This window comes from Psychroserpens sp. NJDZ02 (assembly GCF_004843725.1).
Taxonomy (GTDB): domain Bacteria; phylum Bacteroidota; class Bacteroidia; order Flavobacteriales; family Flavobacteriaceae; genus Olleya.
Genome location: NZ_CP039451.1, coordinates 780,635 through 792,306 on the forward strand (window position 1 = coordinate 780,635; position 11,672 = coordinate 792,306).

Below are 11,672 nucleotides of genomic sequence, written 5' to 3' on the forward strand. Positions count from 1 at the left end.
AATTATAATGAGCACATTTGCAATCTTTTTGATCTTAATAGTAATAGTAGCATTTCTACTAATAGTTGTAATTATGGTACAAAACCCTAAAGGAGGAGGATTATCGTCTTCATTCGGTGGTGGTGGTGCACAACAATTAGGTGGTGTTAAAAAAACAACAGACTTTTTAGATAAAAGTACTTGGATATTAGCAACTATATTATTAGTACTTATATTAACCTCTAGCTTAGGTATTGACAGAAATGGTCAAATTGGAGAATCTAAATATCAAAGTGATAATGCAGAGTTACCAACACCTGCTGCAGCACCTACAACAGATGATGCGACTAAGGTCATAGAGCCTGCTGCTAAAGAATAAGCTCAGATCATTAAAATATAACAAAAAATGCCAACTCTTCGAGTTGGCATTTTTTGTTTCTGCAAGTTTGTCAGTTGTAATCTATTGGCACATTTTTAGCTTATTACACAGCATTACATTTATAATTAATCAAACATATATACTATGAGTAAATTAAACATTAAACCTCTTGCAGATCGTGTACTAGTAGAAGCATTACCTGCTGAAACACAAACAGCTTCTGGTTTATATATACCAGATACAGCTCAGGAAAAGCAACATAAAGGAACTATCGTTGCTGTCGGAAACGGAAAAAAGGACGAACCTTTAACCGTTAAAGTTGGAGACAAAGTACTTTATGGTCAATATTCTGGATCAGAAATTAAATTAGATGGTAAAGCGTATTTAATGATGCGTGAAGATGACATCATGGCTATTATCTAAATAGCTTTTAGCTATATACTATTAGCTTAAATAAAATAATAACAGTTCAATTTTTTAGCTATCAGCAAAATGCAGCTAGCTAAATACAAATTCAAAAACAAATGGCAAAAAATATAAAATTTGATGTGGAAGCACGTGACGGCTTAAAACGTGGTGTTGATGCATTAGCAAACGCAGTAAAAGTAACTTTAGGACCAAAAGGAAGAAACGTTATTATCGGTCGTTCTTTTGGAGCTCCAATAGTAACTAAAGATGGTGTAAGTGTTGCAAAAGAAATAGAATTAGAAGACCCTCTAGAAAATATGGGGGCACAAATGGTAAAAGAAGTGGCCTCTAAAACTAATGATTTAGCTGGAGATGGTACAACTACTGCAACAGTATTAGCACAAGCCATAGTTAAAGAAGGTTTAAAAAATGTTGCTGCCGGTGCAAATCCAATGGATTTGAAACGTGGTATTGACAAAGCAGTAGAAGCCATTGTTGCCGATTTAGCTAAGCAATCAGAAGAAGTAGGAAATTCTTCTGAGAAAATAAAACAAGTAGCCTCTATATCTGCTAATAACGATGACGTTATTGGAGATTTAATCGCTAAGGCTTTTGGAAAAGTAGGTAAAGAAGGTGTTATTACTGTTGAAGAAGCAAAAGGGACTGAAACTTATGTTGATATTGTAGAAGGTATGCAATTTGACAGAGGTTATTTATCGCCTTACTTTGTAACTAACAGTGATAAAATGGTAACAGATTTAGAAAATCCTTACATCTTATTGTATGATAAAAAAGTATCTACAATGAAGGATTTACTTCCTATTTTAGAGCCTGTTGCACAATCAGGAAAACCATTATTAATTATTGCAGAAGATGTAGATGGAGAAGCATTAGCTACTCTTGTTGTAAACAAATTACGTGGTTCTTTAAAAATTGCAGCTGTAAAAGCGCCAGGATTTGGAGATCGTAGAAAAGCAATGTTAGAAGATATCGCCGTTTTAACTGGAGGTACAGTAATATCTGAAGAAAGAGGTTTTACACTTGAAAACACGACTTTAGAGATGCTTGGAACAGCAGAACGCGTTAGTATTGATAAAGACAACACGACTGTGGTCAATGGTGCTGGAGATAAGAGTTTAATCAAAAATAGAGTTAATCAAATTAAAGCTCAGATTGAAACAACGACTAGTGACTATGATAAAGAAAAATTACAAGAACGTCTTGCTAAATTAGCAGGTGGTGTCGCTGTACTTTATGTTGGTGCTGCTAGTGAGGTTGAAATGAAAGAGAAGAAAGACCGTGTAGATGATGCTTTACATGCTACTCGTGCAGCAGTTGAAGAAGGTATTGTTGCTGGTGGAGGTGTTGCTTTAGTTAGAGCTAAATCTGTACTTGACAAAATTACTACAGAAAACTTAGACGAAACAACAGGAATCCAAATCGTAGCACGTGCTATTGAAGCGCCATTACGTACCATTGTTGAAAACGCAGGTGGAGAAGGTAGTGTGGTTGTCTCTAAAGTTATGGAAGGTAAAAAAGACTTTGGTTATGATGCTAAATCTGAGACTTACGTAGACATGCTTAAAGCAGGTATTATTGACCCTAAAAAAGTAACTAGAATTGCATTAGAGAATGCGGCTTCTGTTGCTGGTATGATTTTAACTACCGAGTGTGCTTTAGTGGACATTAAAGAAGCTGCACCAGCTGGAGGCGGAATGCCAATGGGTGGCGGTATGCCAGGAATGATGTAATAAATATAATATCTATTACAATAGAAAAAGTCTCAACAAATGTTGAGGCTTTTTTATTTTATAAGCTTTGGTAATAAACTATATATAAAATTTACAACTACTGATTTAATCTATTATAGTAAAAAGCAGGCAACAACAATAACAATAGAATCGGTTGAATTAAAAAACGTCTAACATTAAAAAACAAATAATACTGTTCTTGCTTAGGATCCAATACAAAATACAAATAAAGGATCATTAAAATTAAAAAAGAAAAAAAGAAAATCAAAGCAGAAAACTTAACAATACTCCAATCTTTAAAAAACACATATAAAATAGATAACGAAAGCACTGTGTTTATAAAAAACCTAAACATTGTATTGGCTACCAATTTTAAAGTTTCCTGTCTTGGAGAGTCTATATACAGGTAATCATTTTCAAAAAACAATAAATAAGGATCATAAAACAAGTCGTTCTGAAACCAACGTACTAAAGCAAGCAGCACAACTAAAACAGAAATCCCTATATATTTAGAATACTTACCCATCTACTTATTTATATGAGAAAAACGATTCACCCAAAACATCCACAACAAAAATACCATCCCGTAAATAATACCAGGAAAAATAACAGTATGTAATACTTCTTCACGCCACGGATAATGATACAAACCGATAGATAAAATTACGATTCTAACAAGATTAACGACATATATCAAAACACTACCTGCAATAACATAAAAAACGGTTGTTTTAAATCGTCCTGCAAACGCAATTATAAAAGATACAAATAAAATAATAATACTCGTACCATTACAACCTTCAATAACTCTTGCCAAATACTTACCCTCTACAACCACCATTATAGAAGGTTCGTTAGGATGAGGCAGCATTTGAGTATTATAACCTAAAACCTCAAGTAAGTTTTGGGTTTGCACCGCGACTAAATTTGTAATATAATCTGGATAATAAGTGCCAACCTTAGATAAATCTAAATAGAAATTATACCCCATACTTAAAACCCCATAAACGGCCAAAAAGGTTATTATGAATTTTATAACGGGTTTATATTTTAATAGTAATGCCTTCAATTAAAAAAGAATGAATTTTAAGATTTTTTAAGGGTTGAAATTACGTCTTTTTAAATACTTTTACCAAAATTTTCAAACAAATGACTTTCGAAACTCTAAAACCTCAAATTGAAACTATAGTTTCTAACACAACGTTACCTACAGACGATAAATTATTACAAATTTGTCAATTATTGGATGAGAACATATCTTATTATAATTGGGTTGGTTTTTACTTTAAAAATGGAGACAAGAATGAACTTAAGCTAGGACCTTACGTTGGGGCACCAACAGATCACATAATAATTCCTTTTGGAAAAGGTATTTGCGGACAAGTTGCAGTAAGTAACGAAAACTTTGTCGTACCTGATGTTGCAGCTCAAGACAATTATATTGCATGTAGCATCACAGTAAAAGCAGAAATTGTAATACCTATTTTTGTTAATGGAGAAAATCTTGGACAAATAGATATAGATTCTAATACTCCCGACCCTTTTACAGAAGAAGACGAGCGTTTTTTAGAATTTGTATGCGCTAAAGTTGCAACTCTTTTATAAAATTAAATAAAACAAATTATAAAAGTTCCGATTAGGGTTAATTATCAAAATTAATCGTAATCGGAATTTCACGTTTTACACTGCTTGTTAACAACTTACTCCTTTAGTTGAAAAAGCGCTATTTTTTTTGATCTATACCAATTTACTTTTACTTAAATTTGCTTGCTTATTAACACAACTATAATGAGCAACAAAACAATTAAATCTGCATTAATTTCGGTATTTAGCAAAGAAGGGTTAGAACCTATTGTTAGAGAACTAAACAATCAAGGTGTCACTATTTATTCTACTGGTGGAACCGAAACTTTTATTAAAAATCTTGGTATTGCTGTCGTTCCTGTAGAGGATGTGACATCTTATCCTTCTATTTTAGGCGGACGTGTAAAAACATTGCACCCTAAAGTTTTTGGTGGTATTTTAAACCGTCAAGACCATGAAGGTGATGTCAAAGAAATGAAAGACTTTGACATACCACAAATAGATGTGGTTATTGTAGATTTATATCCATTTGAAAAAACAGTAGCTTCTGGAGCTCCTAATCAAGACATTATTGAAAAAATAGACATTGGAGGTATTTCATTAATCCGAGCTGCAGCTAAAAATTATGCTGACGTCATTTGTGTATCTTCTGTAGATGATTATTCTGAGTTTTTAGAGTTAATCACCAACAAAAAAGGTGATTTATCTGAAGACGACAGAAAAGGGTTTGCAGCCAAAGCATTTAACGTATCATCACATTACGATTCCGCAATCTTTAACTACTTTAATGCAGACCACAACATTCCTGCTTTAAAAATAAGTGAAACCAATGGTAAAGTATTACGCTACGGAGAAAACCCACATCAAAAAGGTTTTTTCTTTGGAAACTTCGATGCCCTTTTCACTAAATTACATGGTAAAGAATTAAGCTACAACAATCTTTTAGATGTTGATGCTGCTGTAAATTTAATTCAAGAATTTAAAGGCGAAAAACCAACATTTGCTATATTAAAACATAATAACGCCTGTGGATTTGCGCAACGTGACACCGTATCTCAAGCCTATACAGATGCTTTAGCAGGAGACCCTGTTTCTGCTTTTGGTGGTGTTTTAATAAGTAATACAGAAATTGATGCAGCAACAGCTACAGATATTCATAATTTATTTTGTGAAGTAGTTATCGCGCCTTCTTTTTCAGCTGAAGCTGAAAGCATTTTAAAAGGTAAGAAAAACAGAATCTTATTAATTTTAAAAGACACTGATTTTGCAGCAACAACTGTTAGAACATGTTTAAACGGTGTTTTAGTACAAGACAAAAACAACAAAACAGATACCATAGACGACTTAAAATACGTTACAGACAGCAAACCGACAACTGCTGCTATTGACGATTTGATTTTCGCTTCAAAAATCTGTAAGCATACAAAATCTAACACTATTGTTTTAGTTAAAAACAAGCAGCTTTGTGCCAGTGGAACTGGACAAACTAGCCGGGTAGATGCTTTAAACCAAGCCATACACAAAGCACAATCTTTTAACTTTGATTTAAAAGACAGCGTAATGGCTAGTGATGCCTTTTTTCCTTTCCCAGACTGTGTAGAAATAGCAGGTAACGCAGGAATAACTAGCGTAATCCAACCAGGAGGCTCTATTAAAGATCAATTAAGTATTGATTACTGTAATGCTAATAACATTGCAATGGTTATGACTGGAACACGTCATTTTAAACATTAAACTTTTTTATAATAAAATTAACGCACATAACAGTTGGAGATAAACAATTGTTAAACAGTTAACTTAAAGCTTCGGTACTTACACCGAAGCTTTTTTTATACCGGTAAGATACTTTTCTACAACAGCATAAAACGTCCAAAATTAAATTTTAAACGTATCTTTTACTCGTAAGACAATTAATAAAAATTGTGATACAATAAAATCCTTATATTACCATACTTTTATTACTTTTACAGTATCTTTTTAATAACACCTTATAATTACAAATAACGCATGGGATTTTTTGATTTCCTGACAGAAGAAATCGCTATAGATTTAGGGACTGCCAACACACTAATTATTCATAACGACAAAGTGGTTGTTGATGCGCCATCTATAGTTGCAAGAGACCGTATTTCGGGAAAAATTATCGCAGTTGGACAAGAAGCCAACATGATGCAAGGTAAAACTCACGAAAACATTAAAACCATTAGACCTTTAAAAGATGGTGTAATTGCAGATTTTGATGCCTCAGAGCAAATGATAAGCTTATTTATTAAAAATATACCGGCTTTAAAAAAGAAATTATTTACACCGGCTTTACGCATGGTAGTTTGTATTCCTTCTGGGATTACAGAAGTAGAAATGCGTGCGGTTAAGGAATCATGTGAGCGTGTTAATGGAAAAGAAGTTTATTTAATACATGAACCAATGGCTGCTGCGATTGGTATTGGGGTTGATATTATGCAACCAAAAGGAAACATGATTGTGGATATAGGTGGTGGTACTACTGAAATCGCAGTTATTGCTTTAGGTGGTATTGTTTGTGACAAATCTGTAAAAATTGCAGGTGATGTTTTTACAAACGATATTATTTATTACATGCGTACACAACACAATTTATATGTTGGAGAACGTACTGCCGAGAAAATTAAAATACAAATTGGGGCTGCTACTGAAGATTTAGATCTTCCTCCAGAAGATATGAGCGTTCAAGGACGTGATTTATTAACGGGAAAACCTAAGCAAGTACAAATTAGCTATAGAGAGATTGCCAAGGCATTAGACAAATCTATTTTACGTATTGAGGATGCTGTAATGGAAACATTATCACAAACCCCTCCAGAATTAGCTGCCGACATATACAATACTGGTATTTATCTTGCTGGTGGTGGATCTATGCTACGTGGTTTAGACAAGCGCCTGTCTCAAAAAACAGACTTACCTGTTTATATCGCCGAAGATCCTTTACGTGCTGTAGTTAGAGGTACCGGAATCACTTTAAAAAATCTAGGAAAATACAAAAGCGTATTGATCAAGTAGTAACAAAAACTGAATGCAACAAATTGTAAACTTTATACTTAAAAACAAAGCCTTTTTGTTTTTCTTGTTGTTGCTTTGCGTTTCTGTCGGACTTACCATACAATCACATTCTTACCATAAAAGCAAATTTATAAACTCAGCTAACAGTATTACTGGAAGCGTTTATAATGCTAGCAATTCAGTAAGTAGTTATTTTGGTTTGAAAGCAGAAAACGAAAAGCTACACGAAGAAAACACGCGGTTGAGATCTTTATTGTATAATCAAAAAGAGGTATCAGAAGTATTTATTGATTCTACTTCTTTTGACACAAAATATAAATTTACAACTGCTAAAATTATAAAAAACAGCTATTCGCTTCAAAACAATTACTTGACTATTAATAAAGGTCAAAGGGATAGTATTAAAGAGGATTTAGGTGTCATTTCGTCCAAAGGAATCATTGGTATTATTGACAACAGTAATAGCAGATTTGCAACTGTAATCTCTATTTTAAACACTACAAATAAAATTAGTGCACAACTAAAAAAAACAAATCAGTTTGGGACTTTAAGCTGGAATGGAGAATCACCACATTTTGTACAATTAACTGATATCCAAAAAAATGCTAAATTAGTTAAAGGAGACACTATTGTTACTTCAGGACGTTCTTCAATATTCCCTAAAGGTATTTTGGTTGGTACAATTGAAACATTCAAATTAGACGTTACACAAAACTTTTTTGAAATTGAGGTACAACTATTTAATGACATGACTAATTTAGAACATGTTAGCGTTATTGAAAACAAAGACAAACCCTTAATAGAAGCTTTATCAAAATCTAATGAATAACCTTCTATCCATACATACCATACGTTTTATAATACTTATTTTACTACAAGTATTATTATTTAATAAAATAAACTTTTTAGGCTACATAAACCCCCACGTTTATATCCTATTTATCATATTGTTTCCGGTAAAAAACAACCGAATTCTGTTTTTATTTCTTAGCTTTTTATTAGGCTTAATTATCGATGTCTTTATGGATTCAGGAGGTATTAATGCAAGTGCTGCTTTGGTCACTGCCTTTATAAGACCAGCTATTTTAAAGTTTAGTTTTGGTGCGGTTTACGAGCATCAAGCGCTTAAATTTAACAATATAGATTTTGGTCAAAAACTAACCTATATTTCTATTTTAACTTTTGTCCATACCTTTGTATATTTTCTATTTGAAATTTTTAACATTTCCAAAGTAATTTTTGTGTTACAAAACACGTTGTTTTCTAGTATATTCACTATTGTACTCTGCATCCTAATAACGTCAATTTTTAGCAAGAAAACTAAATGAGAAAACTTTTACTTCTTTTATCTGTAATAATCGTCGGGATTGTTTTTACTGGTCGCCTTTTCTACCTCCAAGTTTATAACGCGAGATCTACAAATTTGTATCAGGATAATGCTATTAGAAAAGTTTTTGACTATCCTAAACGGGGTTTTGTTTATGACAGAAACGGAAAACTATTAGTCTCCAACCAACCATCCTACGATGTCATGGTTATACCAAGAGAAGTAAAACCGCTAGACACCATAGAGTTTTGTAAATTATTAAAAATCACAAAACAGTCCTTTAAAGATAAATACGCTAAAGCAAAAAAACGATCGCCTAGATTGCCTTTTGTATTTGTATCCCATTTATCCAAAGAAGATTACGCCATTTTACAAGAAAAAATGCGAAAATATGAAGGTTTCTATATTCAAAAACGAAGTTTAAGAAAATACGAAACAACTATTGGCGCTAATGTTTTAGGAGATATAGGAGAGGTTAATGATAGAAACATAAAAAACGACAACTATTACCAATCTGGAGATTTAATTGGTAAAGCTGGTGTTGAGGCGTCGTACGAAGCGACTTTACGCGGTCAAAAAGGTATTAAATTTATTCAAAAAGACAGATTTAATAGAAACTTAGGTCCTTACCAAGACGGAATACATGATACAATACCTGAAGCAGGAAAAGATATCAAAATAACTATTGATGCCACTTTACAAGCTTATGGCGAACTGTTAATGACCAATAAACGTGGTGGAATTATTGCACTAGATCCAAAATCTGGAGAAATTTTAGCAATGATTACTGCTCCAAGCTATAATCCAAATAGTTTAGTTGGTAGAGATCGCTCTAAAAACTTCAGCAAATTATATAACGATTCTATTGCAAAACCTTTATTTAACAGAAGTTTACAAGGTGTTTATGAACCTGGTTCTCCTTTTAAATTAATGAACGCTTTAATTGCACTTGAAGAGAATGTCATGTCCACTACTGAAAAAATAACATGCCATCACGGAATCAAATACGGGAATCGATTCATGAAATGTCACTGCGCTTCCGGAACTAGAAATGATATGTTTTCTGGTATTGAAAAATCTTGCAATTCTTATTTTTTAACGACTTATAGACGTATTCTAGATAAATATGATAATGCATCAATTGGTATAGACAAATGGAGTAATCATGTCAAAAGCTTTGGACTAGGTAATTTTTTAAATAATGATCTATTTGTAGGACAAAAAGGTAGAATCCCAGATCGAGATTATTATAGCAGAATATATCCAAACAGGTTTTACTCTACTTACACCGTATCTAATGCTATTGGTCAAGGAGAGGTCGCAACAACACCAATACAATTAGCCAATATGGTTGCTGCTATTGCCAATAGAGGTTATTACATAACGCCACACATCATAAAATCTATCGAAGACGAAACTATCTCTGATAATTTTACAACCCCAAAATATACAACAATAAGCAAACAACATTTTGAACCCGTTATTGAAGGTATGCTTCGTGTTTATGAAAAAGGTACTGCCAGTTCTTTACAGGTAAAAGATATCGAAATTTGCGGAAAGACAGGAACTGTAGAAAATTTTGCCATCATAGACAGTGTGAAAACACAATTAACCGATCATTCTATCTTTGTTGCATTTGCCCCAAAAAATGATCCAAAAATTGCCATTGCTGTTTTTGTAGAAAACGGATATTGGGGAAGTCGATTTGCTGGTAAAATAGCAAGTTTAATGATTGAGAAACACATTAAAGGAGACATCTCAAGAACAGATCTCGAAGATTGGATTTTATCACACAGTTTACAAAATGAATATGATAAACCCATTTCCAATCAACCTTTTAGTATTAATGGTCAAACACAATTGCAAACTGTTTCTCCTGAAGAATATAAAAATTTAAAAACAAGATCAAATCAAATACATTTAGATGTTAAGACAAACTGATAGACATTTTAAATTTGATTGGCTAACGATACTATTATATTTCATTTTAGTCATGTTTGGCTGGATAAATATTATATCTGCTTCACATTCTGGAGAGGCTTTAGAGTTTTCTAACTTCTCTCATTTTTACAGTAAACAATTAGTATTTATCGGACTATCTGTACTATTAATAATACTAGTACTATCCATAGAAGCCAAGTTTTACGAAAGATTTTCAAGTGTCATTTACATTATAGCACTATTTTCCTTAGCTGGCTTATTTGTTTTTGGAAAAAATATAAACGGAGCAACATCATGGTACCCTATTGGATCTTTTACATTCCAACCAGGCGAATTTGCTAAAGTAGCAACAGCTCTTGCTGTTGCTAAATATGTCAGTGACTTAAATACTGATATAAAACAATTTAGTGATCAACTTAAAACCTTTGCTATTATAGTCCTTCCTGCTTTATTAGTATTGTTACAACCCGACGCAGGAAGTGCAATAGTGTACGGTGCTTTTTTCTTTGTATTGTATAGAGAGGGTTTACCTCATGTTTATTTAATTGTTGGCGTTTTACTGATATTACTTTCAATATTCGCTTTAAAACTTGGAGCTGTTAGCACACTATTAGTTACTGCAATTGTCGTACTGACGTATTACTTTACAAGGAAAAAGAGACCTTCAATACTGCAACCACTTACAGTAATACTGCTTTGTACATCTTTAGCTTTTAGTGTTCGTTTTTTTTATGACAACATTCTGCCTACGCATCAAAAAGACCGTATTACTATTTGGCTGAGTCTAGAAAAAGATCCAGAAAAATTAGAGCGCATGAAAAAAACAGTCGCATATAACCTCAACGAGTCTGAAAAAGCAATTAGTAGTGGTGGTTTTAAAGGAAAAGGATTTTTAGAAGGGACACGGACAACAGGAAATTTTGTACCGGAACAACACACGGATTACATTTTTAGTACGGTAGGGGAAGAATGGGGGTTTATTGGTAGTTTTTTAACGGTAATCGTATTTCTACTATTAATTGTAAGAATACTTATTTTAGCCGAACGACAGAAAACACAATTTAGCAGAATGTATGGTTACGCTGTTGGAGCAATATTATTTTTACACTTTTTGATTAATATCGGAATGGTAATGGGATTAATTCCAACGATTGGTATACCACTACCCTTCTTTAGTTATGGAGGTTCAGGATTATGGGGATTCACCATCCTTGTTTTTATCTTTATAAAATTAGATTCCAATCGTATTAATGAGTGGTAAGCCTTT

At 32.9% G+C, this 11,672-nt stretch carries 12 protein-coding genes; 10 read left to right on the top strand and 2 right to left on the bottom strand.

Annotation, left to right across the window (positions count from 1 at the left end; all coding sequences use genetic code 11):
* Positions 1-7 precede the first annotated feature (7 nt).
* The 3 genes from secG to groL all read left to right on the top strand — a co-directional run bounded on the left by secG (position 8) and on the right by groL (position 2,517).
* On the top strand, positions 8-358 hold the full coding sequence (gene secG / locus E9099_RS03510; RefSeq protein WP_136582333.1) for a preprotein translocase subunit SecG: 351 nt from the start codon (positions 8-10) through the stop codon (positions 356-358).
* A 144-nt stretch (positions 359-502) separates the two neighbouring features.
* Positions 503-781 carry a co-chaperone GroES gene (groES, locus tag E9099_RS03515; protein ID WP_101017068.1) on the top strand — a complete coding sequence of 93 codons (279 nt, stop codon included), beginning with the start codon at positions 503-505 and terminating at the stop codon, positions 779-781.
* Positions 782-882: 101 nt separating this feature from the next.
* Positions 883-2,517 carry a chaperonin GroEL gene (gene groL / locus E9099_RS03520; RefSeq protein WP_136582334.1) on the top strand — a complete coding sequence of 545 codons (1,635 nt, stop codon included), beginning with the start codon at positions 883-885 and terminating at the stop codon, positions 2,515-2,517.
* Between the two features lie 97 nt (positions 2,518-2,614).
* Here groL and E9099_RS03525 read toward each other — a convergent pair whose 3' ends face one another.
* Positions 2,615-3,043: an exosortase F system-associated membrane protein gene (locus E9099_RS03525; RefSeq protein ID WP_136582335.1), complete on the bottom strand. Its 429-nt coding sequence runs from the start codon at positions 3,041-3,043 to the stop codon at positions 2,615-2,617.
* Positions 3,044-3,586 (bottom strand): exosortase family protein XrtF, encoded by a 543-nt coding sequence (xrtF, locus tag E9099_RS03530; RefSeq protein WP_136582336.1) that lies wholly within the window; start codon positions 3,584-3,586, stop codon positions 3,044-3,046.
* An 80-nt stretch (positions 3,587-3,666) separates the two neighbouring features.
* On the opposite strand from xrtF, the gene E9099_RS03535 reads away from it, so the two are divergent.
* From E9099_RS03535 to rodA, 7 genes are all read left to right on the top strand, one after another.
* On the top strand, positions 3,667-4,122 hold the full coding sequence (locus E9099_RS03535; protein ID WP_136582337.1) for a GAF domain-containing protein: 456 nt from the start codon (positions 3,667-3,669) through the stop codon (positions 4,120-4,122).
* A 183-nt stretch (positions 4,123-4,305) separates the two neighbouring features.
* Complete coding sequence (gene purH, locus E9099_RS03540) at positions 4,306-5,835, top strand: bifunctional phosphoribosylaminoimidazolecarboxamide formyltransferase/IMP cyclohydrolase (protein WP_136582338.1); 1,530 nt, start codon at positions 4,306-4,308, stop codon at positions 5,833-5,835.
* A gap of 273 nt (positions 5,836-6,108) precedes the next feature.
* Positions 6,109-7,137: a rod shape-determining protein gene (locus tag E9099_RS03545; protein WP_136582339.1), complete on the top strand. Its 1,029-nt coding sequence runs from the start codon at positions 6,109-6,111 to the stop codon at positions 7,135-7,137.
* A 13-nt stretch (positions 7,138-7,150) separates the two neighbouring features.
* On the top strand, positions 7,151-7,966 hold the full coding sequence (mreC, locus tag E9099_RS03550; RefSeq protein WP_136582340.1) for a rod shape-determining protein MreC: 816 nt from the start codon (positions 7,151-7,153) through the stop codon (positions 7,964-7,966).
* Positions 7,959-8,465: a rod shape-determining protein MreD gene (locus E9099_RS03555; protein WP_136582341.1), complete on the top strand. Its 507-nt coding sequence runs from the start codon at positions 7,959-7,961 to the stop codon at positions 8,463-8,465. Before mreC ends, E9099_RS03555 begins: the two co-directional genes overlap by 8 nt.
* On the top strand, positions 8,462-10,405 hold the full coding sequence (gene mrdA, locus E9099_RS03560) for a penicillin-binding protein 2 (protein ID WP_136582342.1): 1,944 nt from the start codon (positions 8,462-8,464) through the stop codon (positions 10,403-10,405). Before E9099_RS03555 ends, mrdA begins: the two co-directional genes overlap by 4 nt.
* The gene (gene rodA, locus E9099_RS03565; RefSeq protein ID WP_136582343.1) at positions 10,389-11,666 is read left to right on the top strand and encodes a rod shape-determining protein RodA; all 1,278 of its coding nucleotides are present in this window, start codon (positions 10,389-10,391) and stop codon (positions 11,664-11,666) included. The genes mrdA and rodA overlap by 17 nt, the downstream gene beginning before the upstream one ends.
* Positions 11,667-11,672 lie beyond the last annotated feature (6 nt).

Excerpts from the sequence above, each read along its gene's own strand:
- secG (WP_136582333.1), top strand. The coding sequence starts at position 8 with ATGAGCACATTTGCAATCTTTTTGATCTTAATAGTAATAGTAGCATTT.
- groES (WP_101017068.1), top strand. The coding sequence starts at position 503 with ATGAGTAAATTAAACATTAAACCTCTTGCAGATCGTGTACTAGTAGAA.
- groL (WP_136582334.1), top strand. The coding sequence starts at position 883 with ATGGCAAAAAATATAAAATTTGATGTGGAAGCACGTGACGGCTTAAAA.
- E9099_RS03525 (WP_136582335.1), bottom strand. The coding sequence starts at position 3,043 with ATGGGTAAGTATTCTAAATATATAGGGATTTCTGTTTTAGTTGTGCTG.
- E9099_RS03535 (WP_136582337.1), top strand. The coding sequence starts at position 3,667 with ATGACTTTCGAAACTCTAAAACCTCAAATTGAAACTATAGTTTCTAAC.
- purH (WP_136582338.1), top strand. The coding sequence starts at position 4,306 with ATGAGCAACAAAACAATTAAATCTGCATTAATTTCGGTATTTAGCAAA.
- E9099_RS03545 (WP_136582339.1), top strand. The coding sequence starts at position 6,109 with ATGGGATTTTTTGATTTCCTGACAGAAGAAATCGCTATAGATTTAGGG.
- mreC (WP_136582340.1), top strand. The coding sequence starts at position 7,151 with ATGCAACAAATTGTAAACTTTATACTTAAAAACAAAGCCTTTTTGTTT.
- E9099_RS03555 (WP_136582341.1), top strand. The coding sequence starts at position 7,959 with ATGAATAACCTTCTATCCATACATACCATACGTTTTATAATACTTATT.
- mrdA (WP_136582342.1), top strand. The coding sequence starts at position 8,462 with ATGAGAAAACTTTTACTTCTTTTATCTGTAATAATCGTCGGGATTGTT.
- rodA (WP_136582343.1), top strand. The coding sequence starts at position 10,389 with ATGTTAAGACAAACTGATAGACATTTTAAATTTGATTGGCTAACGATA.